Annotated in this window: 20 protein-coding genes; 12 read left to right on the plus strand and 8 right to left on the minus strand. The window is 57.8% G+C overall.

The window, feature by feature from the left end:
* Nucleotides 1-111: 111 nt before the first annotated feature.
* Both AC2FI8_RS14960 and AC2FI8_RS14965 read right to left on the minus strand, forming a co-directional pair.
* Entirely contained in the window at nucleotides 112-2,295 is a 2,184-nt protein-coding gene (locus AC2FI8_RS14960) for an esterase-like activity of phytase family protein (protein WP_496779889.1), read from the minus strand.
* Nucleotides 2,296-2,423: 128 nt separating this feature from the next.
* Nucleotides 2,424-3,899, minus strand: coding sequence for an NAD-dependent succinate-semialdehyde dehydrogenase (locus AC2FI8_RS14965; protein ID WP_480793783.1), 1,476 nt, complete (start codon nucleotides 3,897-3,899; stop codon nucleotides 2,424-2,426).
* Between the two features lie 283 nt (nucleotides 3,900-4,182).
* On the opposite strand from AC2FI8_RS14965, the gene AC2FI8_RS14970 reads away from it, so the two are divergent.
* The 7 genes from AC2FI8_RS14970 (at nucleotide 4,183) to AC2FI8_RS15000 (ending at nucleotide 11,658) form a co-directional block, all read left to right on the plus strand.
* Nucleotides 4,183-5,262 carry a hypothetical protein gene (locus AC2FI8_RS14970; protein ID WP_496779891.1) on the plus strand — a complete coding sequence of 360 codons (1,080 nt, stop codon included), beginning with the start codon at nucleotides 4,183-4,185 and terminating at the stop codon, nucleotides 5,260-5,262.
* Between the two features lie 409 nt (nucleotides 5,263-5,671).
* Complete coding sequence (locus AC2FI8_RS14975) at nucleotides 5,672-6,790, plus strand: hypothetical protein (RefSeq protein ID WP_496779893.1); 1,119 nt, start codon at nucleotides 5,672-5,674, stop codon at nucleotides 6,788-6,790.
* A 53-nt stretch (nucleotides 6,791-6,843) separates the two neighbouring features.
* Complete coding sequence (locus AC2FI8_RS14980) at nucleotides 6,844-8,775, plus strand: AAA family ATPase (RefSeq protein WP_496779895.1); 1,932 nt, start codon at nucleotides 6,844-6,846, stop codon at nucleotides 8,773-8,775.
* Between the two features lie 5 nt (nucleotides 8,776-8,780).
* Entirely contained in the window at nucleotides 8,781-9,398 is a 618-nt protein-coding gene (locus AC2FI8_RS14985; RefSeq protein ID WP_496779897.1) for a hypothetical protein, read from the plus strand.
* Nucleotides 9,398-10,735 carry a DUF6638 family protein gene (locus tag AC2FI8_RS14990; RefSeq protein WP_496779899.1) on the plus strand — a complete coding sequence of 446 codons (1,338 nt, stop codon included), beginning with the start codon at nucleotides 9,398-9,400 and terminating at the stop codon, nucleotides 10,733-10,735. Before AC2FI8_RS14985 ends, AC2FI8_RS14990 begins: the two co-directional genes overlap by 1 nt.
* Nucleotides 10,736-11,002: a hypothetical protein gene (locus tag AC2FI8_RS14995; RefSeq protein ID WP_496779901.1), complete on the plus strand. Its 267-nt coding sequence runs from the start codon at nucleotides 10,736-10,738 to the stop codon at nucleotides 11,000-11,002.
* A gap of 11 nt (nucleotides 11,003-11,013) precedes the next feature.
* On the plus strand, nucleotides 11,014-11,658 hold the full coding sequence (locus AC2FI8_RS15000) for a DUF1523 family protein (protein ID WP_496779903.1): 645 nt from the start codon (nucleotides 11,014-11,016) through the stop codon (nucleotides 11,656-11,658).
* A 62-nt stretch (nucleotides 11,659-11,720) separates the two neighbouring features.
* Here the strand turns inward: AC2FI8_RS15000 and AC2FI8_RS15005 are convergent, their stop codons facing one another.
* The 6 genes from AC2FI8_RS15005 to AC2FI8_RS15030 form a co-directional block, all read right to left on the minus strand.
* On the minus strand, nucleotides 11,721-12,815 hold the full coding sequence (locus tag AC2FI8_RS15005) for a flagellar basal body P-ring protein FlgI (protein ID WP_496779905.1): 1,095 nt from the start codon (nucleotides 12,813-12,815) through the stop codon (nucleotides 11,721-11,723).
* The gene (locus AC2FI8_RS15010; RefSeq protein ID WP_496779907.1) at nucleotides 12,812-13,819 is read right to left on the minus strand and encodes a flagellin; all 1,008 of its coding nucleotides are present in this window, start codon (nucleotides 13,817-13,819) and stop codon (nucleotides 12,812-12,814) included. The genes AC2FI8_RS15005 and AC2FI8_RS15010 overlap by 4 nt, the downstream gene beginning before the upstream one ends.
* 2 nt (nucleotides 13,820-13,821) lie before the next feature.
* Entirely contained in the window at nucleotides 13,822-15,273 is a 1,452-nt protein-coding gene (gene flgK, locus AC2FI8_RS15015; protein ID WP_496779909.1) for a flagellar hook-associated protein FlgK, read from the minus strand.
* Between the two features lie 34 nt (nucleotides 15,274-15,307).
* Entirely contained in the window at nucleotides 15,308-16,603 is a 1,296-nt protein-coding gene (locus tag AC2FI8_RS15020; protein ID WP_496779911.1) for a flagellar hook protein FlgE, read from the minus strand.
* A 99-nt stretch (nucleotides 16,604-16,702) separates the two neighbouring features.
* Nucleotides 16,703-17,539, minus strand: coding sequence for a flagellar motor protein MotB (locus AC2FI8_RS15025; RefSeq protein WP_496779914.1), 837 nt, complete (start codon nucleotides 17,537-17,539; stop codon nucleotides 16,703-16,705).
* Nucleotides 17,540-17,623: 84 nt separating this feature from the next.
* The gene (locus AC2FI8_RS15030) at nucleotides 17,624-18,943 is read right to left on the minus strand and encodes a FliI/YscN family ATPase (protein ID WP_496779972.1); all 1,320 of its coding nucleotides are present in this window, start codon (nucleotides 18,941-18,943) and stop codon (nucleotides 17,624-17,626) included.
* 104 nt (nucleotides 18,944-19,047) lie between these two features.
* On the opposite strand from AC2FI8_RS15030, the gene AC2FI8_RS15035 reads away from it, so the two are divergent.
* Genes AC2FI8_RS15035 through AC2FI8_RS15055 form a run of 5 tightly spaced genes read left to right on the plus strand, consistent with a single transcriptional unit; the run spans nucleotide 19,048 to nucleotide 21,122 of the window.
* Nucleotides 19,048-19,434, plus strand: a complete 387-nt coding sequence (locus AC2FI8_RS15035) for a FlgB family protein (RefSeq protein WP_496769612.1) — start codon at nucleotides 19,048-19,050, stop codon at nucleotides 19,432-19,434.
* A 12-nt stretch (nucleotides 19,435-19,446) separates the two neighbouring features.
* Complete coding sequence (flgC, locus tag AC2FI8_RS15040) at nucleotides 19,447-19,833, plus strand: flagellar basal body rod protein FlgC (protein ID WP_496769614.1); 387 nt, start codon at nucleotides 19,447-19,449, stop codon at nucleotides 19,831-19,833.
* 11 nt (nucleotides 19,834-19,844) lie between these two features.
* On the plus strand, nucleotides 19,845-20,135 hold the full coding sequence (gene fliE / locus AC2FI8_RS15045; RefSeq protein WP_113789169.1) for a flagellar hook-basal body complex protein FliE: 291 nt from the start codon (nucleotides 19,845-19,847) through the stop codon (nucleotides 20,133-20,135).
* Between the two features lie 4 nt (nucleotides 20,136-20,139).
* A complete protein-coding gene (locus AC2FI8_RS15050) occupies nucleotides 20,140-20,412 on the plus strand; it encodes a flagellar biosynthetic protein FliQ (protein WP_496769616.1) in 273 nt (90 codons plus the stop codon).
* The gene (locus AC2FI8_RS15055; RefSeq protein ID WP_496779917.1) at nucleotides 20,412-21,122 is read left to right on the plus strand and encodes a flagellar hook-basal body complex protein; all 711 of its coding nucleotides are present in this window, start codon (nucleotides 20,412-20,414) and stop codon (nucleotides 21,120-21,122) included. Before AC2FI8_RS15050 ends, AC2FI8_RS15055 begins: the two co-directional genes overlap by 1 nt.
* The last annotated feature ends 21 nt before the right edge of the window (nucleotides 21,123-21,143 follow it).

The raw sequence follows: 21,143 nt of genomic DNA on the forward strand, positions 1-21,143 counted from the left end.
AGACTTTGGCTGCGAAGGAGATTTTTGTTGGTCTGGGCTCATAGCTGACGTCTGAAAACAAATGACCCCGCACAATTTCGTGCGGGGCTTCTCTGTATTTTCCTGTTGAGTTTAGTTCCCACCAGTCACCGACCCGATGGACCAGAACATCGTCTCGCCCGAGGCGTCGTCGACGCCGTCATTGTCGGTCATCACAAACGCCTCGCCCAAGGGCAGGATGGCCAGACCTTCGATCTTGTCCAGAACGTAGCCACCGGTCGAGGTCAGGTCAGGCAACAGGTCGCGGACCTCTTGCTTGCTGACTACCGGCAGAGGGCCGCCCAGCGGGGCCGGGGTCATCTCTGACAGCGGGATGCGATAAATCTTTTTGGTCACGGCGCGGTGGTCATGCTGATTGTCACGCTCGATGACATAGACGTGGTCGCCAAAGGCCACGATTTCCGACAGACCGACCCAGCCATTTTCCGGCTCCGCCTTGGGATAGTGCACCGCGCCCCATTCCTTGGTGTCCAAATTATAGGCGACCAGTTTCACGTGGTTCTTGGGGTCGTCCTTCCATTCGCGCTGAACGGCCATCCACAGGGTGTTGCCAACGCGGGTGATGCCCTCAAACCCAAAGCGCTTTTCGACGGCCATAAGTTCCGGCGGCAGGCCGATCTCGCCTTTGCGATCCTTGATCAGGCCATCAGCGGACACGTGGTAGATCGCGTGCGGGATAACACGGTCGGTGCGCCCTTCGGAGGCGACGTAGAACCCGCCTTTCCCGTCCAGCGTGATGCCCTCAAGGTCCAACTTCTGCGCCGGGTTGCCGTCCTGACGGTGGATGCGGATCACATCCACAATCCGGGCGGGCTGCTGGCTGGGGTCGATCTTGAAAATCGAAGGCTGGAAGCCGTAGAAGCTGTCATTGACCGCATAGATCATGCCGTCCTTATCCGCGACCAGACCGGACAGAGCGCCCCAGCCGATCAGTTCATCCGCCCCTGCGGATGTCAGATGCGGATAGGTGGCCGGGGCGTCCTGATATTCGTAGATCATCACATGCGCGCGCGGGCCACCGTCTTCGATCAGGTCCTTTTCATTGGCCGAAATCAGCAGGTTCCGTTCTGGGATCGCAACGTAACCTTCGGGGCCAACGCCCGAGGGAAGAAGCTGTTTCAGAACCGGGTTGGCCGGATCGGTGGCGTCATAGACACCCACGACCGAGGCGCGCTCGGCCCCCACAAAAATCATTGGTGTGTTACCGAAGGTCGCTGCGGTCACACTTTCAGGCTCAACACCTTTGCTGTCCGAGCGTTTGTCGGGGTAGTGACCGATCTGGATGATGGCTTTCTCGAACTCGGTGCCGTTGTCATAAACAACGGTGCCGTCCTTGTGGAAGATCGTCCAGCCGCGCGAGCCGCCTTTGTAGTCACCTTCGTTGGCGGTTGCGAAATGGTTGTCGTCGATCCATTTCACCGCATCCGGCTCGCGCAGGCGATCCTTTTGGCTTTCGGTGAAGATCAGCGCGCCGCGCTCATCCGTGGCGTCGATACCATCCAGATCCACGCTGCCTGCCGAGAAATGGCTGATCACGTTGCCATCCTTGTCGACAACCGCGATGTGGTTGTTTTCCTGCAGGGTGATGACGGTTTCACCCAGGGTGTTGATGTCGACAAACTCAGGCTCGGGATCAGTGGGGGCGACCTCGGCCAGACCTGCCAGCGAGGCCATCTTCATGCCCGCGCATTCCAGTGCGCCGTCTTTCAGCGGCACCAGCGCCAGTGTCCCGGCGGGCAGCTGCGGGATGACCCCGTCGTTCAAGTCTTCGTCGCGCTCATTCTCGATGGCGACGGAAACAAAGCTGCCATCCGGGGCAATCGCGACACTGTCGGGCTGACCACCCAAATCACAGGCACCGGTTTCGGCCTTGCCCGCAATATCGACCGAGATCAGTTTGCCCGACGGGGCGGTGTAGCTTACCGATGTGTTCACGCCCACAAAAGCCGTCGTGCCAACGACCCCAACCGAGGTCGGTTCACCACCCACCTCCATTGCGCCCAGAGGCGCCGGGTTCGAAGGGTCGGTGATGTCGACCATGCCAATCATGCCCAGCGGGCTGTCCGTATAGACCAGCGTCATGCCATCAGCAGTCGCTGCGATGATCTCGGGCGAGGTTTCGCGGGTGGTATCCGTTCCCTCGGCCATGTTCTTGACGACCGGGAAGGACGCAATTCGGTTGAATTTCATTTCTGCCACAGCCTGACCGGCGGTCAGGGCAAGGGCAGATGTCAGGCAGACATAGCGCAATGACATCGGGTGGTATCCTCTCTCACTTGGATGAGAGGGGGATGAACGCGGGTCATTGCAGGGATGTGACGGTTTGTTTGCAGTTTTGTGACAAACCGAATGGCCCCGGCGCTGTGCTCCGGGGCCTTTTCAGATCAGACCGACAGGCAGACGTACTTCATTTCAAGATAATCTTCCATGCCGTGATGGCTGCCTTCGCGGCCCAAGCCGGATTGTTTGACACCGCCAAACGGGCCGAGCTCGGTCGAGATGATACCGGTGTTCACGCCGACGATTCCGTATTCCAGAGCCTCGGCCACTTTGTACACCCGGCTCAGGTCCTTGGCGTAGAAATATGAAGCCAGACCAAAGATCGTATCGTTGGCCATTGCGATGACGTCATCTTCGTCCTCGAACTTGAACAGAGGCGCGAGCGGGCCAAATGTTTCGTCCTGCGCGACCATCATGTCCTGAGTCACGCCGGTCACGATGGTGGGCTGGAAGAAGGTGCCACCCAGATCATGCGGCAGACCGCCGGTCAGAACCGCGCCGCCCTTGTCGGTGACGTCCTTGATGTGCTCCTCAACCTTTGCGACGGCTTCTTCGTTGATCAGCGGGCCGGTCGTGGTGCCCTCAGCCAGACCGTCACCAATTTTCAGCGCCTCAACAGCGGCTTTCAGTTTGGCCGCGAATTCGTCGTAAACACCGGCCTGCACATAGATGCGGTTGGCGCAGACGCAGGTTTGGCCGTTGTTGCGGAACTTGCACATCATCGCGCCTTCGACGGCCGCATCCAGATCGGCATCGTCAAACACGATGAACGGCGCGTTGCCGCCTAGTTCCATCGAGCATTTCATCACCTGATCAGCGGCCTGTTTCAGCAGGATACGACCCACTTCGGTCGAGCCGGTAAAGGTCAGCTTGCGCACGCCGGGATTTTCGCAGAATTCCTTCCCAATCTCGCTGGCGCTGGAGGACGGCAATACGTTGAACACACCAGCCGGAATACCGGCCTGTTCGGCCAGAACGCCCATGACCAATGCAGACAGCGGTGTTTCCTTGGCCGGGCGGGCAACAAAGGCGCAGCCTGCCGCCAGTGCCGGAGCTGCCTTGCGGGTGATCATCGCATTGGGGAAGTTCCAGGGCGTGATCGAGGCCGCAACGCCGATCGGCTGTTTCAGCACCATGATCCGCTTGTCGCGCTGATGGCCAGGGATCGTCTCGCCATAAACGCGCTTGGCCTCTTCGCCGAAGAACTCGATGAACGACGCGCCATAGCCGATCTCGCCAACGGCCTCGGCCAGCGGCTTGCCTTGCTCGGCGGTCAGGATCTTGCCCAGATCTTCGGCGTTTTCCATCATCAGGTCGTACCAGCGACGCAGAATCACGGCGCGTTCCTTGCCGGTCAGCTTGGCCCATTCCTTTTGCGCGGCCTCAGCTTGTGCGATCGCCCCGGCGACCTGCGCGCGGCTCAGGTCCGCGACTTCGGCTACGACGTCGCCGCGGGCCGGGTTGGTCACGGCAAAGGTGCCATTGTCCCCGTCGACCCACTGACCGCCGATATAGGCTTTGGTCACCAGCAGATCGGGGTTTTTCAGGATGGATTTCAGGTCGGTTGTCGCGTCCAGCATGGGTCAGCCTCCGGCAATAAAAATTTGTTAGCACTCAAACATGTGCCTCCCGGATTGTCTATGGCCACCCGTGGGGTCAGATCAATCCAGTTTTCGTATGGTAAACGTGACGTTTTTTGCCTACCGGGGCGCATTCATGCGATCTGAGGCCAAAGTGTCAACCCGCCTATCTTTTTTTGGCGGAGTTTGCCAAAGTTCCACAGGATTGGATGCCCAAGGGGATGTAAATGATCGTAACATCTCCTATCTTGTTGGGTGCATAATTTAAAAAGGAATAGGACAGATGTCGAACCAGCAGTTTGATGCGTTGATTGAGGAAACGCAGCAAAAAGTGCGCGAAAGCCAGTCTCAGATCGAAGGGCTGACATCCCGGATTGAAGCCGCGCGCTCTAAGATCGGCTCTGCCGAGGCCGACATCGACATCGAAAACGCCACGCTTGAGGATGTGCACGCCCATACCGAGGTGATGAACGCCAATATCGCTGAGCTGATCATGGGTCTGGACGACGTCACCAGCGCCTTTTCCAAGGATTTCGACGAGATGCGCTCGAAATCCGGGTGGGAGACGTTTGTCGGCATCTTCTCGAAAGGAAAATCCGAGTCGATGCGGCAGGAACGCATGCGCACGGCCAATATCGACGACAAGTTGCAGGACCTGATCGCCAAATCCGACGTAATCGTTCAATTGCTGCAAGGGCAGCTATCCTTGTTGGAAGAACAGCGGGTGAAGGTCGAGGAAAACCTGACCGGTACGCTGGACGACCGCGAGGCTACTGTTGCTGAACTAGAGGCGCTGCGGGCTGAGATTCAGGATATGGATCCGACGATCATCACTCTGGAAAACAAGATCAGTGTCGAACAGGACGCGGCCGCGCGGACCCAATTGGAAACCGAACTGGCCGAGCTGAACAAGCAATACAATGCCAAGGTTCAGGAAGAGCAGGTCAAGCTGGCCAAGTCACAAACGCTGGAGCGCTACATCGAAAAGGGCAAGACCTGGGTCGACTCCCTACAGAACCAGGCGGCGACGCAGATGGTGCTGATCAACAAACTGCAGACAGACACGCAACAACGCGTTGTGCTGTATGACGCCCTGACCAAATCGCTGAAAACCGCGCAACAGCAGGACGTGGCCCACCGCATCAACGAGATCGGCGTGCAGACCGACCAAGAGGCGCAAACCGCCATGGCCGCCATCGGCACCGCGACCAACCAGAAAATGGCCGATATGCTTGAGGCGCATGAGGACCATATGGTCTTTGCCCGTGATGTGCTGGAGAAAAAGGCCAAGGCAGATGAACGCTTTGCCCGCCGGTTCGCCTCGATTGTGGAGAAGCACGATAAGAATCTGTATGGGGGCTGAGGTAGTTGTTTACCAAAACCGTTCGCAACAAGATCGCCCGCATAGTTGGGTACTCATCGCTTTTTCTGTGCCTGTTAGGGATTTTCTTGGGGACCAACACGGTTCTTGTCATTGGAATTTGGGGTTGCGCGTTCGCGTTTTGCATCGTGTCGCCAATACCGAGTGGCTCAGATGCAAAAGAGATTGGCGAAGAGCACAAAATTAGTTTCGCCAATGCAATTGCGGTCAAAGCCGTTTGGGGTTCAATGTTGAGGAAATATGGCTTTTCCATTGTTTGTTTGGCCATCGGCACCTTTGCGCTGCTCCGTTGGGGCGTACCGTGGATTGGAATTCTGGGAATCTATGCGACTGCATTTCTGAGCTTTTTTAAATCAGCCATAGTCGAAGTTGAGCAATCGCAAGTCAGCACATGACAGACCCCACCCAAGACCATGTCGGCCTGACCGACACCTTCGCCTCGCGCCGCTATTTCCGCAAATTTGAGGTGATCACCGTGCACCTCCTGCGCGTGGCCGCGACGATGGAGGCTGAGGGCGCGATCAGCAAGCAAGAGGTGCGGATCGTATCGCGCTACCTCTCGGGGCTGCTCTACACTTTTCGCGCGCTCAGCATGAAATACCTGCTGGTCGGGCGCGATACGGGCCGGTTCTTTGGCAGCCTGGCTATGGACAAGCGCGACAGCGGCTTTCCGGTGGCGGCCGAGCTGCTGACCATGGCCAATGACGCGCAGCAGGCGCAGGTGCATCTGGCGAATATGCCCTCGGAGGGCGACCTGAAAACCGACATGGTGCGGACGATCATCGGCGATCAGGAAATCCCCACCAAGCTGCAATTCGCCCTGTCGCAAAGGCTCTATTACGAGGAATTGCTAAAGGGTCAGCTGTTCTGGGCTCGCAACGATCCCGAATGTCATTGGATCGGAAATGTGGGCGAACGGCGCAAGTTCATGATCCACTGGGCGGTTTTTGACAGCCAAATCAACCTTCCGGTCATCTACCTGATGCAGTTGGAGGACAGCGGCAAAACCGCCCTGCCCAAGGACCAACGTCGTTGGCCCGAAGTTCAGGCGCATCTGATGGCGCAAAGCTTAGGCGGTCTGAAACTGGTGACTATTGCCAAAGGCTTCGATCAGGATTTCGACGACTTGCACCCCAAACATCTGCGCCGCATCCACGTGGGGCCGATGTATTCCTCGGCCTATACCGAGCAAACCGGCCCGTTGCGGCAGGTGCTTGAGGACGCACAGGCACCGCAAGGTCAGGACTGGGCACTGGCCTGGACCACCGAAGAGCTGCAAAGCGAAGAGGTGATCGAAGAACGCGCCGGGTGGTTTTCCACAGTCGAGCGCGAGGTCTTCGCGCTGGACCCATTCGGCGGGCAAGGGGCCGAAACCGGGGCCACGCGCACCCAACGGTCGATCATCCTGCCCCAACGCCCGTTTCAGGTGCTGGCCGAGCGCAACCCGCCGGGATTTGGTGATGTGCGCAAATTCGTGGTCAGCAAGAGCGGGCAGGTGCTGAGATATTAGTTTGGCCTCCGGCGGGAGTATTTTTGAAAAGATGAAGCAAGGGCGGTTTTGAAATGAGTTTGACGTCAGATCAGATGGAATTGCGCGAAGACGATATTCGCAAGCATTATCCGGCAGCGACCGCCTTGCTGAACGGTTTCGAACACGCGCCGCGGATAGCCAAAGCGGTTGAGGTGGCGCCCGAACGGTCTCCGGGCGTTGCAACTGGACGGCGGTTTCGGTCGACGACGCCGGGGCTGGTGACACGCCGAACCGTGCGCGCAGCCGGAGTGCATCTGGTCGAACGGATCGAGGCCTCGGATGATGGCGATACGCTAGTTTCACCACCGCAGGCGACCACGCAGCAGGCCATCCGCCGCGCCATTGCCATCGCCTTGGCTGTGGCTGAGACCTATGCGGAACAGACGTCGCTGGCTGATCTGAAACGCGCGAACCTTGCTGGAGACTTGCCCGCCGCGCGCAAGACCGAATTCTCGGAACTGCTGACGGCCGAGGCGCTGATCACCTCGCACACCTTCGGCAATGCGCTGGCGTACTTGATGTCCTCGCATCTTGGAGAGACCACTGTCGATATCGGTGAGGTCGAAGAGGTCCTGACCGACAACGGCCAACTCGCCCTGCACGGCGCGCTGTGGGAACTGGACCAGACCCTCGCCAAACATGCCCCCGACGATGCTCATCTGATTGCCGCCACCAGCGCCTATGCCGAGCAACTGATGGAAAAGTCGGCCCTGCGCGCGCAATCCGCAGGTCATCTGGCCCCGTTCCAGAACGCCGCCTGGCACATCGAGGCTGATGATCTGACGATCCGAGGGTTCGAACCAGCATCAAAGGCCAAATCCACCACCCTCACCATGACGTTCAAGAAACCGAACGAGGTGGTCGGCAACCATATCGCCAAGTATCAGGCGATGAAGCTGGCCAAGATGGTGATGGCCTATGACTTCGACCGCCGCCTGAACCCGTTCGCGGAACTCGGCGGGTTCATCTTTACCTTCATGGGCGACGGCAAACCGGGCACCGGCAAAACCACCCTGATCCAGATGATGGCCGGGCTGATCAACGACTATTGCCAGAACGCGGGCTATCCGTTCCGTTATCAGAACCTGAGCACCGACAATATCGACAGCTATCAGGGCAAATCCGGCCAGAACGCCAAAGCGTTTATCAACACGATCATCGACCCCTCGGTCATCGGGTTCGGCACCATCGACGACATCGACCAGCTGGCAGGCAAACGCGGCGACCGGCAGTCGTCAGCCGGGCAGCTGGAAATCACCGCCGTGCTGATGGAGAGCTTTGCGGGTGCCAACACCGTCGTGCGCGGCAACTGCACCTTTGGCATGTTCTCGAACTACCCCGAGAATGTGGACGACGCCCTGCGTCAGCGGGCCGGTGCGCGGTTTCTGGTGGACGGACCGCAAACGCGCGAGGATTACATCGACATCCTGCACCTGCTGATGGGCCGCAACCACGACATCCCGCTGGGCGAACACGAAGCCTACGCCGCGCAGGAAATCAAAAAAGCCGTCGCCGCCAGTTTTGAAAGCCACTCGCGCCCGCACGAGGACGCTCTGCTGCAGGTTTATGACCGGGTGTCCGGCGATATCGGCCAGATGGATACGATTGCCAAGATGGGCACCTACCTCAAGGCGATCCAACAGGCGGATGAGCGGTTCACCGGCCGCGCGATCAAGAACATAACCGACGCCGTCAAGGTCCGCGCGATGGATTTCGAATTGCCCGACGAATGGATGGAAAACCCCGACCTGTTCTTGTTCCGCGACTACGACACCAAGAAGGCGATGATCGAGGACCTGCGCCAGCCGATCACGGTCGAGATGGTGATCCAAGAGATTAACCGCTACGCCGACAGCGAGTTCCGCTATGCCGACAAGAGCGACGAGGTCGCCATCGAGAACGCCATCCGCGAGATGGGCCGGATGGAAGAGGCCAAGCGGCGGTATCTGGAGGGGAAGGAGTGACATTTGTGTCAGAAGAAATTTCTGCGGTGGCCAACATTATAATGGCGATAGCAGCGATAGTGGCATCTGTTGCCGCTTGTCGTGGGCTGCGAACCTGGAAATCCCAGATAACATTCCAAACCAACCACGATCTGGTAACAGCGATTCTGAAACATATTTATAGGCATAGAGACGCAGTCGAAGAAGCGAGACACCCTGCGTTTGATTACAGTGAAACTTTTGCCTCGAAGAACAGTGACTCGCATCCAAACCAAAGTGAGATTGAACTCAATCGCTACCGTCAAGCGGCAGCAGAGTATGAGAAGAGATGGGCGAAAGTCGTAGAAATTCGATCAGAGCTTTATCCATTGTCGCTTGAAGCAGATGCCGTTTGGGGAACGGCCTACAGCAGTTTGTTGAATCCAATTTTCGAACTTGAAGCAGAATTGCGGAGAGTAATCCAGGAACACTTGAGAGCGAAAAACCCTTCATTATCGACTGAGGATCGAGATATCGCACAGAGAAGTTATTGGAAGGATTGGCGAGTAATGTATGCCAGATTTTCCGACGATGATGAGTTCCGAAATCGATATCAGGAAGCTTTAGTAGAAATCGAAGCGAAGCTTAGAAAGAAGTTGAGCTGATGATCCGCCTCATCGAAAAAGGCCTGATGTTCGGCAACCTCGTCCACATCTCCAGCCCGGCTCTGGTCGAGCGGTATAACCGCGCGTTGCAGCATCTGGCGGGCAAGACCACGGCACTGACGGACTTCCATGTCGACATCTCGGGCTATTCGCCGGAGGTGGGTATTGAGCTGGAGGACGAGCTCTACCTCAACCCCAACGGAGTCAACCGACAGTTCATTCTGTTGACGACCGAGCAGAAACGCGCGCCACTGCTGAACGTCAAATTCTCGACCTCGCGCGATATCCTGCGCGAATTCATCGAGATGAACGAGGCGCAACTGTTTGCCCTGACCGCCACCGATGCGGTGGCTGGGGAACTGGTGAACTCGGTCATCAAACTCACCACACCGCGCGATCTGCTGAACCTGCGCAAGATTGAGATCGAGGCAGATACTGCAGGCGGCACCCTGCGCAAAGCGCAACAACTGGCGGGCATGGTCGAGCAGTTCAAAACCGAAGAGGACGCCTGGTTCGACGATGTGCTGATCGCCAAGATGATCGAAACGGCCAAGGAAACCGGCGACGTCACCCGCAATCCCGTCCGCCTGCGCCATACCGCATTCGAGCAGCGCAATTTCTGGACGGCGCACTTCGACGGGCTCTACCTGTTCCCGGATCTGGATCACCCGGCGGTGATCTGTATGGGCGACAGACCCGACGATATGCCGATCAAATACGTTTTTGACCCATCTCAGCGGAACCAGATCGCCAAGTTCCTCGGGCTAAACGGCTTGGTTGAAACGATCATCGAGGCGCGCGGTGTCAATTCCGCCGCAATCCTGCAGCAGAAAATGGACTTCCTGACCGTGGATGCCGCAGCCGATGCAGGCGTCGACCTGACAGGTTTGGATCGCGGTGACATGCGACGGCTGGCGCGAAACCATTCGGATCGTTTGCCCGAGGCCTATCACGGTCTGGCACAGCTGCTGCGCTGGGCAAAGGATGGCGGGCCGTGGCCGCGCATCACGTCAGATCATCCGGCCTATTTCTATACGTTGCGCGCAACCAACACACCGAACCGCGATCTGGTGAACATGTTGTTGGCGGAACTGGCCCCGTTGGACCCGCGTCAGGTGTTCATTTGCCATAAGGAACTGTTCTACCGCACCTATGCGACATGGCCCGAGGCCAAGAAAGCCTATGTTGCCGACTTCCTTGCGCGCGAGTATCAGGTGGATAAGGCTGGCGCCCGGGCCGCACTGTTCGGCCACGAACCGGATATGAGCGGCAATGACCGGATCAGCGAAGACATCATCGCACGCGTCGGCCCCTGGGGCGCAGTAGGGAGAAGTTAAATGTTCGTCGCACTGCGCTTTTTGATCCCGTTGCTGGTCGTTCTGACGGTCATTTATGTGGGCGTATCAATCTATTCCCGCTGGGTACGGCGCAGTAAGCTGATCGCCCATTGGGAAAAAAAGGGTCTGACCGGCGACCGCGATGCATTTGTCCAGCGCGGGCTCAAAAAATACGACGGATCGTTTCGCCGCAAACTGATCCTTGGGGTTTACGTGGTGCCGCTGGGCCTGATCGCAATCCTGATTTATGTTACGAATTTCATGTGAGGGTTTCGCTGATGCGTTACGTCAAATGGGCTATCATCATCATGTTCTGGGGCACGATTGCGGCGGTGTTGAATTACACCCTGCCGCAGCACGATGTGATTCGGATTTCGGATACCTATGAGAAACGGATCGACCCCGGTGAGAACAGCATCTTCTGGTCGGTTCATGACGTCGGCAGTGATGCGACAACACCAAACCGCGATGTGTTTTTCATTCAGACCCGCAAGACCAACGGCAAGGTCATGGTTTATCGGAACGAAGACACCGGCTGGGGCTGGCCACCTTATTTCAAACTAAACTCGTCGAACCTGCAGGCCGAAGCAGCAGACTTGAAATCAACAGCCGAAGCGCCTCGCTGGGTGGTTGTTCGCCACTACGGTTGGCGCAGTGAGTTCCTGTCAATTTTCCCGAATGCAGTAAAGATTTGGTCAGTAGACAGCCAAGACGTTCGGATCATTCCCTGGTTCAATATCATTTTTCTGACCGTTTTCTTCGCGATTGTTTGGGCCCTTTGGGTCCGCTGGCGCCGGTTTCGCGAGGCGCGGGTCGATCCCGTGATCGAGAATATGGAAGATGGCCTTTATGCCGCCGGCGACGCCATAGAAGAGCAGGGCAGCAGGTTCAGAAAATGGCTAAACAGCTGGAAATCCAAATAGGTTTTGGCGGGGCCATTTGGCCCCTCCGTCAGCCTTGGCGGTGACCTGTTGGGCTGAGTTCCTCAGCGTACGATAAATTCGGCGTGCAACGCTCCGGCGGCTTTGATCGTCTTCAGAATGTCGATCATGTCCCGGGGCGACACCCCTAGCGCGTTCAGGCCTGCCACGACTTCGGACAGGGTTGCCGCTTCGGGTATTTCAGCCAGCCCGGTGCCTTCCTCTTCTTCTATTCCAGCGATTGTTCTAGGCACCACAACGGTTTCACCGCGCGCGAAGGGGTTGGGTTGAACCGCAATCGGCGCCTCTTCAACCGTGAGTGTAAGATTGCCCTGCGAGACCGCCACGCGGGATATCCGCACTTCCTGCCCCATCACTATCGTGCCCGAACGCTGATCGACCGCGACGCGGGCCTTGGTTTCGGGTTCGACCAGAATGTTCTCGATTCGCCCAAGAGCGTGGGCAGTCGAAATTGCCCGCGTTGCCGCTATGTTCAGCTCAACTGTCCCGGAATCCCGCATGATGGCCACTGCACTGTTGAATTCGGAATTAATAGCAAGCTCGATCCTGCCTGCCGTAGTAAAATCAGGCTCTCGCAAAGCAAGGCGCATCTGGGTAAGCGCCGATAGTTCGAAATCGATTTCACGTTCCACCCTTGCCCCAGAGGGGATCACGCCGGATGTGGGAACGCCCTGCACCACCGAGGCAGCCTCTCCCTCAGCCGACACGCCGCCTGCCAAAACGGTGCCTTGCGCAACAGCGTAAATCTGCCCGTCGGCGGCGTTCAATGGGGTCATTATCAACGTTCCACCCAACAGGCTTTTGGAATCTCCGATGGCAGAGACCGTCACGTCGATTTGCCCGCCAACACGTGAGAAAGGCGGCAGGCTTGCTGTCACCAGAACGGCGGCCACATTTTTGGGGCGAAAATCCTCACCGTTGACGTTGACGCCCAACCTTTCGAGAATGTTGGACATGATCTCTTCGGTAAAGGGTGAATTTCTTAGCCCGTCACCGGTTCCATTCAGCCCTACAACCAGACCGTAACCGACCAGATCGTTTCCGCGGACTCCGTCGAAGTCCACCAAATCTTTCAGTCGGATAGCGCCGGCGGAGGCCAGGCCAGGAAGCAACATCAGAAGAAAAACAAGAACTCTCATCTCAGGAAATTCACTAGTGACAGGTTCGCGTTGCGAACGGTGACCGAATACAGGCTTTCCAGTTGGAACTGCACGGTTTGCAACTGAGTGGCGGTTTCATAGGGATCCGCCGCGATCAATGTGCTTCGGCTGCTTTGTAGGCTAGTCCGCGCCGCGTTATTTCGTGTTTGCGCCTGTTCGATTCGGGCCTCGGTCGCGCCGACATCGGCGCGCAGCCCCACCAACTGATCCTTGGCGTTGACCAGATCGACGCCCAATTGTTTGAACAAGGCCGTTCTTTGTTGCATCGGGACATTCAGACCGCTGTCCGCGACCACGGCTGCGACCGCGATGTCGCGAAGTGCAGCTTTGATGGCTGGGTCGGTCGCTGTCACAGGAATTGAAACGCTTTCATTCTCGGATATCTGCATGGGGGCCAGTTTTGTGCCGGATCCCTGATAAATTACCGCATCGAACCCGGTAGGATCGTTGAACCAATCCTCTGCCCTCTGCCGGATGTCCGCGACAGTAGCTGCGCCCGTCAACTCGGCCTCTAGCGCGGTGATCAGCGTGTCAGCGGACGGAAGCGGAGAGACATCCGTTGCGGTGCCCGAGTAAAGGCTGCGCCCTCCGGCGCGGGTGTTCAACGCGGACACGATTGCGTCCAGTTCGTTTCTGGCCTGAGCCGACGCGTTTTCGTGGGTCACCGCCTGATTCGAGGTGCCAAAGGACAGAAGTGAGGCGGTAATCCCCTCAACAGCGCCGGCAACTGTGTTCAGGCTCAGCTGCATCGCATCCGTGAACAACCCGGCTTCGGCGGTCGATACTTTGAACGCATCCAGTCTGGACAGGCTGCGATCCAGATCCAGCAGATGAGAGTAATCACCGTCCAGATGACCAGGCAAGTCCTGAACCCGTCCGGATGACAATTCGTAGGACAGTGTTTCGATCTGGTTTTTGATCTCGGTCGACCGGGTTCTCAGCGTCAAACCACGCGCCAGATCACCAATGGATGTCAAATTCATCGTCATAACCTCAGCAAAGTGTCCATCATCTCATCCAGGGTCGAGATGAGCCGCGCATTCGCGGCGTATGTCTTTTCGATCTGCATCAGGTTTTGCAGTTCGGTGTCGGTATCCACGCCACGTTCAGCTTCGATCTTGGCCATTTCCAGTTGCGAGTGCTTGGCGAATGTCATGCGCCCCTCGGCGGCATGGGCGTTTGCCCCAGCCTTAGACAGCAGTGCCTCGGCAATTTCCGCAGCTCGCATGTTGCCGGTGCCATATAACCCCCCGGCAACAGGACGGGCATCGTTCAGGACCGCGCTAAAGGCCCTCAGCTGTGTTGCATCGCCCGGATCCCCCGGAGTGGCGGCGCCGAGGCCCGTCCGCAATTTCCAGCTGTCACCACCAGCATCGGGGTCCACTGCCACGTTCAAGCGTATGCGCGAAGCCAATCCGATTGCCGCAGTTGCGTCGTAGCGATTGCCATCATCGGTGAACACGCCGGGATCAGTTGCCGCGACGGTCGGATCAAGACCGGCGGTCTCGAACCGTTCGATCAGGTCTTGGGCGGCGGTGTCCAAGTGTACTTGAGCCTCAACCGCCAGTTCATCGCGAATCTCGAACTGAGCCGCCAGCGCACCGCCCCTAAGCTGCGCACTATTGCCGCCGGTACGCACAGGCTGCCCGTTCATTTCAAGACCTGACAAAAGGCTGTTGGCAAATGTCATGTGCGGCTTGGTTTCGCCGGTAGTCGTAAAACTGAATTCTGCTGCCTGCCCCTCTAAAAGGATCAGGCCGCCGTCTGAATATAGCGACACACGGTCGTTATCCCGCGCTACGACATTGACCGGCATCAGCTCGTTCACTTGATCAATCAATACTTGGCGCTGATCGAGTAAGGCATTGATATCGCTGCCGGAGTTCTTGATGCTGGGGATCTTATTGTTCAGCTTTTCGATATCCTGCAAGGACTGGTTCAGGCGGTTGACCTGCTTGCCGATGGTCCTGTCTGCGTCCGACCGCGCCTGACGTAAACCTTCGGATGCCGCGTTAAGGCTCTCCGCCAAATCCCGGGCAGCGCGGGCCGCCTGATCCAGCCGCACTTTGGAATCGGGCAAGCTGGCGGCCGTTGTCATGTCGTTCTCAAATTCGGTCAACCGAGAGGCAAAGGATTTGGGGTCATCAACCGAACCCACGGCCTTTTCAAAACGCGTGTAGAACTCTGAGATTGCGCTTGTACCGGCAAGATTTGCGTCGGAATCGCGCCGGTTGGCGATCAGGGCCGGGTCCTGATGGCGCGTCACACCGACGGTGCGCACGCCGTTGCCTGAGATCGGACTTGTTGCCAATTCCAGCGAGCGACGCGCATAGCCCGGTGTCAGGGCGTTGGCGATATTGCCCGAGACAACTGCGGCCCCGCGGCTTGCGGCGGTCAGACCGCCCAACGCGTTGTTCAATGCTGTCGTCATGTTCATCGGACAGGTCCTTTCCCTAGCTCAAAGCCCCGGATCAACGTTTGATGTTTGTGGTTTCCTGCAGCATCTCGTCGACGGTCTGGATCACTTTGGCGCTTGACGAAAATGCCCGTTGCGTCTGGATCATTGATGTCAGTTCAGTTGCAACATCTGTCGTCGATTCTTCGCGCGCAAAGGACACCAGATCGCCCGTTGGCCCATCGCCCGCGTTCCAAAGGAAGAACGTTCCGCTGTCGCGGGATGGGGCATAGGTCTGATTATCCAACGCCGTTAGCCCATTCGGGTTGGGAACATCGACAAGCGGAATCTGGTACACGCGCCGGCTAACACCGCTGTCGTATTGCGCGTAGACATACCCGTTTTCATCCACCTTCACGCCTGTCATCGTTGCAACGGGGGCACCGTCGCGCGTGATCGATACGGGGGCAAATGTATCCGACAGCTGGGTAATTCCATCTTTGTCGCCAATCTGACCGATATTAACCTCCATCGGCCCGCCATCCACGTTCACCACAAAACTGCCATTTGCCGGATCGTAAGCACCACCCGAAATGGTGGTCACGCTGGCCAGCGTGCCGCCTGCGGTTCGGCTGTCGGTGAAGGTCAGGCGGTACTCTCCGATCACCGCACCGCCAGATGCGGTATCGCGCAGTGTCATCGTCCATTCATTGCTGGAGCCCGTACCGGGCACGGTCGGGACCAGTTCAATATTCACGGATTCCGATTTTCCGAGGTTGTCAAAATACTCAACAGACAAAGGCTGTGCGTCACCCGGTGCGCCGGCATCCGTCGCCGTGGCCGGAAGGTTCATGCGAAGGTTCATGCTTGTGGTCGGTGAACCGGTTAGTTGGTTGACGCTGAGTTTGACGGGTTCCAGCGCAGCTGCCGTATCCCTTGGCACATTAGGGATCGATCCGTCCGGGCCAGCGGGCCAACCCAACAAAACAAGCCCCGATTGCGTCACCAGATGACCCTGCTCATTGGTGCGGAACGAGCCAGTTGTGGTCAGAAGCATCTCATTCGAGTTTGACGCCACCTGAGAGCTGGGTCGCACGGGCAGCAGGCCACGGCCGCGCACTGCCAAATCGGTTGAATTGTTCGTTGTGACCAGCGATCCACGCTGGTCGATCATGCGTTGACTCGTGGTTCTGACGCCGCCTGCCGAATAGCTTCCACCCTGACCGGAGGTGACCATCGAGTGAAAGTCGGTCTCAACCCGTTTGTAGCCAAAGGTGGACGAGTTGGCGATATTGTCAGAGATGGTCGCCAGCCGGTTCGCGTTGGCCTTCAAAGCGGCCACACCGGCATTCAGCGAAGAGGAAATTGTCATTGGCACGCCCTTCTGTTGCGTCAAAACGTGATGCAACAGCTAACGTGCTGGCCCTTAACAGCACGCTAACAGGTAAAATGCGTTCTATCCTTTTGAATTCTAGGGCGTACGCAGAAAAATGATCTCGATCTTGTTGTTGCGAACTGCCATCGGGTTTTTGGCTGTCAGTTCGCGGTCCGCGTGGCCCGTGACCCGATCCAGCCTTTCGGCGGACAAACCCTTGCCCTGCAACATCTGGCGCACGGTTTGAGCGCGGGTCGTTGACAGGTCCCAGGCCGGGTTGTTTGCCAAGACAACTGGTGAAGCGCGCACATGACCCTCGACTGCGACGGCATTCTGTACCAGATCCGAAGACCGCGCCACCAGCAGCGCCAGTGCGCGCATCATGGCGGTGGGCTTGTCGGTTCCCGATTCGAACAGCGGTTGATCCTCGGTATCGAACAGCTCGACAACCAAGCCTTCGTCAGTGACGCGCGTGACGATATGTTTCCGGACCTTGTCCGAAACCAGACTTTCGCCCGTGCGCCCCAGAAGCTCGGCTTCGAGTGTCGAAAAATCCTCGACGGTCTCTTTACCACCTTCTGCGTTCACGCCGACCGAACCGCGTGCCTGCCGGGCAACCGTCGGGCTTTTCTGGCTGGCGCCCGAACCATCCATCACCATGGTCTTTTCCGAGAACATATTGTTGCCGCCGAAGGCGCCGTCACCGCCGCCTGACACCGGATTCACCGGTATTGTTGGCGAAAAGTAATCCGCCAGTCCTTTGCGTTGTTTTTCCGTCGTTGCATTCAACAGCCACATCAACATGAAGAACGCCATCATGGCCGTGACAAAGTCGGCATATGCGACTTTCCACGCGCCACCGTGGTGACCTTCGCCACCGGACACACGTTTCTTCTTGATGATGATTGGCGCCGCATTGGATTGCGCACCCATCTCCACCACCTTTTTATCACCCGCTTCCGAGGTAGCAGTGCAGGTCTTAAGGCGGGCTTAACGTTTAAAACTGTCGCGATATCTCTACTGCGCCAAAGCGGTTCCTGCCCGACGCAGGATCAGCTGCAGGTGGTTGAAGCTGTTCTGGATGTCTTCCGTTTCGGGTTTAGCAAAAAAGCCGTCCAGGTCATCATGAACACGCACCGCCTGATCGAGAAGTGGGTCCGCGCCCTCGGAGTAAAGCCCGGCCCTGATCATAACTTCGGATTGCTCATAGCTGCCAACCAGTCGGCGGGTTTGGGATATCAACAGGTTCTCTTCCGCCGTGGCCGCACTCGGCAGGCTGCGCGAGACCGAGCGGCTCAGGTCAATGGCCGGAAACCGGCCGCGTTCGGCGATCTCACGGCTCAGGACAATGTGGCCGTCCAGAACGCCACGCAGGATATCGGCAATGGGTTCATCCATATCAGATCCTGCAACCAGAACGCTGAACACTGCTGTGATGTCGCCCTGCTCTTCCGTGCCTGTCCCGGCCCGCTCGCACAGGGCGGCAATTAAAGGGGTTACAGAAGGGGGAAATCCGCGCAGCGAAGGCCGTTCGCCCATAGGCACGGCAATCTCACGATGCGCCTCGGCAAACCGAGTGACCGAATCCGCCAGAAACAGCACGCTCAGACCCTGATTGCGCAGGTATTCTGCCACCGACATCGCGGACCAGGCACATCGGCGGCGGGCCAAGGCGGACTGATCAGACGTTGCGGCTACAACGACTGACCGCTTCATTACCTCGGAACCCAGTGCATGTTCGACAAACTCGTTGACCTCGCGCCCACGCTCACCCACCAGCGCGACGACGACTGCATCCGCCTGCATAGATCGCGCCAGAGTTGCCAGCAAAGTGGACTTTCCCACGCCCGAACCTGCAAACAAACCAACGCGCTGTCCCTGAACCAATGGCAGCATGGTGTTCAGCATAGCAAGACCAGTTTCCATTCGGCCACCCAGAGGTTTGCGATCGACTGCCGCTGGTGGGGATCGCATGATGTCGTACGTTTGGATGCCCTGCAGCAGCGGTTTTCCGTCCAGCGGCTGACCGAACGGGTCAATCACCCGTCCCAACCAGTGCATACCCGGCGCAAAGGCGGGTGTTTGCAGCAGAATCACCCTGTCGCCAAGGCAGACCCCGTCTGGTGCCATGGCGGGCAGCACGTGGATCATATCCGATTCGACACGTAGAACTTCGCCTGCCAGATCCGGCCCATTGCGTCGGCGTAAAGTCACATGATCCCCGATCCGGGCATGGGTTTCGAGGCCCTCAACCTCTATGACCCCGCGCGCGACACTGGCCACTCGTCCCATATGGTGCATGGCAGTAAGGCGGTCGAATTCGCATTTCAAAAGCATCGGGTCAAGATCGGACATCGTGGGTTCTCCAACGGTTTCTGAAAACGGTTTTTAAAGGAATCGGGGTTAAGCCTTGATTGAAATTGATCGAGGGAGAAGCCCCGATGTTCTATGACCTGAACGTCTTTAAGACCGCGTACGCAATGGCAACCCATGCCGGGCAACGGCAATCCGTCATTGCACGAAACATGGCCAATGCGGATACGCCAGGCTACCAGCCCCGCGATATCGAGGATTTTCAGAAAGCCTTCGAAAGCTCGGGTCGTGAGGTCGCCATGACTGCGACGCGGGCGGGTCACCTCAACGGTATTGGCGGCCCAAAACCTTGGGCTGAGATTGAAGCCTCGCCTTCGGGTGACCCAAATGGCAATGGCGTTTCTGTCGAGGAAGAGATGCTAAAAGGCGTTGAGGTCAAGCGTCAGCATGACCGTGCCCTGGCGATCTACAAATCTTCAATGAACATTCTGCGCAGCAGCGTCGGCCGGGCATAAGGGGGCCATAGGATGAGTGACTTTTCCCATTCTCTGACGGCCTCTGCCAGCGCCTTGCGCGCACAGGCCGCGCGTTTGCGCCATGTGTCCGAAAACATCTCGAACGCGGATACGCCGGGTTATCGGCGCAAGACGGTTCCGTTTGAGGCCGTGAACAAAGGCGGCAACGAAATGGTGCAGGCTGGGCGGGTCAAGCTGGACCGCCGCGCGCTGTTTCGCATTTACGACCCAAGTCATCCGATGGCCGATGACACGGGTCACTATCGTGGCTCGAACGTCGATCTGATGATCGAGATCGCCGACGCCCGCGAGGCGCAACGCAGTTACGAAGCCAACCTAAAGATGTTCGATCAGACTCGTCAGATGTCGTCGAGCCTGATGGACCTTCTTAGAAAATAAAGGACACCAAAATGGATATCCGAGCAATCAATGCGGCCCAGAGTTATGCGGGCGCGCGCCCCGCAACGCAAGCTGACCCAGACCATGCCGGAATGGCCCAGGGGCTGCGGGCAGGGTTTCAGGACTTTGCCGCGACGCTGAAACAGTCCGAGCAGATGTCGCAGGCCGCAATGACCGGGCAGGCCGATCCGCATGCATTGGTGCAGGCGCTGGCGCAGACCGAACTGGCGGTGGAAACAGCTGTGATCGTGCGCAACAAGGTGGTCGAGGCTTACCAGGAAATCCTGCGGATGCCGGTCTGACGCAATGCTCAGCGAAGGTCTGTTCTATGACATCGTACGTCAGGCGCTTTGGGTCGCGGTCATCACCTCGGTTCCGATCCTGGCGGTGGCGCTGGTTTCGGGCCTGATCGTTGGCCTGTTCCAGGCGCTGACCTCGGTGCAGGAGATGACGCTGACCTTCGTGCCCAAGCTGATCGCCATCGTCATCGTGTTCTGGATCTCAATGGGCTTCATGACCCAGACGCTGGTCACGTTCTTCGCAGGAACACTGATCCCTTTAATCGCAGAAGGTCGCTGATGGATACCGCCTATGTCACCCTGTCCCGGCAATCGGGTCTGATGAACGAAATGCGCCTGGTGGCGAACAATATCGCCAATGCCAACACCACCGGCTACCGCGCGCAAGGTTTGGTTTTCTCGGAATTCGTACGCGATATGTCCGGAAACCCGTCCCTGTCCATGAGCCGCGCCGAAGTGCGCAATACGTCGCTGCAGCAAGGCGTGCTGACCGAAACCGGAGGGCAGTTCGACTTCGCCATCGAAGGGGATGGGTTCTTTATGGTTGAATCCCCCGCGGGCAACCGTCTGACCCGAGCTGGTGCGTTCTCATCCAACGCGGACGGAGATCTGGTGACAATGGACGGGCACCGTGTGCTGGATAGCAATGGCGCGCCCGTTTTTATCCCGCCGGACGCGGCAACCATTGATGTCGGCAGCGACGGTACGCTGAGTGTCGACGGGCAATTGCTGGGACAAATCGGTGTTTACCGAGTTGCCGATCCCAAAACACTGGTGCGCGAAGGCAGCACGCAGTTTCGGGCCGAGGGCGATATTGAACCAGTCGAAGAACCTGTGGTCGTTCACCGTTTTCTCGAAGGATCGAATGTGAATGCCATCGCCCAGGTCTCGCGCATGGTCGAGATCCAGCGCGCCTATGAATTGGGGCAGAGCTTTCTGGAGGCCGAAGACGAACGTGCGCGCGGTGCGCTCAAGGCGCTGATGCGCTGATTTGTACAAGGAGAATTTGAC

The organism is Ruegeria sp. CDSB029, from assembly GCF_059611125.1.

Excerpts from the sequence above, each read along its gene's own strand:
- AC2FI8_RS14960 (WP_496779889.1), bottom strand. The coding sequence starts at position 2,295 with ATGTCATTGCGCTATGTCTGCCTGACATCTGCCCTTGCCCTGACCGCC.
- AC2FI8_RS14965 (WP_480793783.1), bottom strand. The coding sequence starts at position 3,899 with ATGCTGGACGCGACAACCGACCTGAAATCCATCCTGAAAAACCCCGAT.
- AC2FI8_RS14970 (WP_496779891.1), top strand. The coding sequence starts at position 4,183 with ATGTCGAACCAGCAGTTTGATGCGTTGATTGAGGAAACGCAGCAAAAA.
- AC2FI8_RS14975 (WP_496779893.1), top strand. The coding sequence starts at position 5,672 with ATGACAGACCCCACCCAAGACCATGTCGGCCTGACCGACACCTTCGCC.
- AC2FI8_RS14980 (WP_496779895.1), top strand. The coding sequence starts at position 6,844 with ATGAGTTTGACGTCAGATCAGATGGAATTGCGCGAAGACGATATTCGC.
- AC2FI8_RS14990 (WP_496779899.1), top strand. The coding sequence starts at position 9,398 with ATGATCCGCCTCATCGAAAAAGGCCTGATGTTCGGCAACCTCGTCCAC.
- AC2FI8_RS14995 (WP_496779901.1), top strand. The coding sequence starts at position 10,736 with ATGTTCGTCGCACTGCGCTTTTTGATCCCGTTGCTGGTCGTTCTGACG.
- AC2FI8_RS15000 (WP_496779903.1), top strand. The coding sequence starts at position 11,014 with ATGCGTTACGTCAAATGGGCTATCATCATCATGTTCTGGGGCACGATT.
- AC2FI8_RS15005 (WP_496779905.1), bottom strand. The coding sequence starts at position 12,815 with ATGAGAGTTCTTGTTTTTCTTCTGATGTTGCTTCCTGGCCTGGCCTCC.
- AC2FI8_RS15010 (WP_496779907.1), bottom strand. The coding sequence starts at position 13,819 with ATGAATTTGACATCCATTGGTGATCTGGCGCGTGGTTTGACGCTGAGA.
- flgK (WP_496779909.1), bottom strand. The coding sequence starts at position 15,273 with ATGAACATGACGACAGCATTGAACAACGCGTTGGGCGGTCTGACCGCC.
- AC2FI8_RS15020 (WP_496779911.1), bottom strand. The coding sequence starts at position 16,603 with ATGACAATTTCCTCTTCGCTGAATGCCGGTGTGGCCGCTTTGAAGGCC.
- AC2FI8_RS15025 (WP_496779914.1), bottom strand. The coding sequence starts at position 17,539 with ATGGGTGCGCAATCCAATGCGGCGCCAATCATCATCAAGAAGAAACGT.
- AC2FI8_RS15030 (WP_496779972.1), bottom strand. The coding sequence starts at position 18,943 with ATGCTTTTGAAATGCGAATTCGACCGCCTTACTGCCATGCACCATATG.
- AC2FI8_RS15035 (WP_496769612.1), top strand. The coding sequence starts at position 19,048 with ATGTTCTATGACCTGAACGTCTTTAAGACCGCGTACGCAATGGCAACC.
- flgC (WP_496769614.1), top strand. The coding sequence starts at position 19,447 with ATGAGTGACTTTTCCCATTCTCTGACGGCCTCTGCCAGCGCCTTGCGC.
- fliE (WP_113789169.1), top strand. The coding sequence starts at position 19,845 with ATGGATATCCGAGCAATCAATGCGGCCCAGAGTTATGCGGGCGCGCGC.
- AC2FI8_RS15050 (WP_496769616.1), top strand. The coding sequence starts at position 20,140 with ATGCTCAGCGAAGGTCTGTTCTATGACATCGTACGTCAGGCGCTTTGG.
- AC2FI8_RS15055 (WP_496779917.1), top strand. The coding sequence starts at position 20,412 with ATGGATACCGCCTATGTCACCCTGTCCCGGCAATCGGGTCTGATGAAC.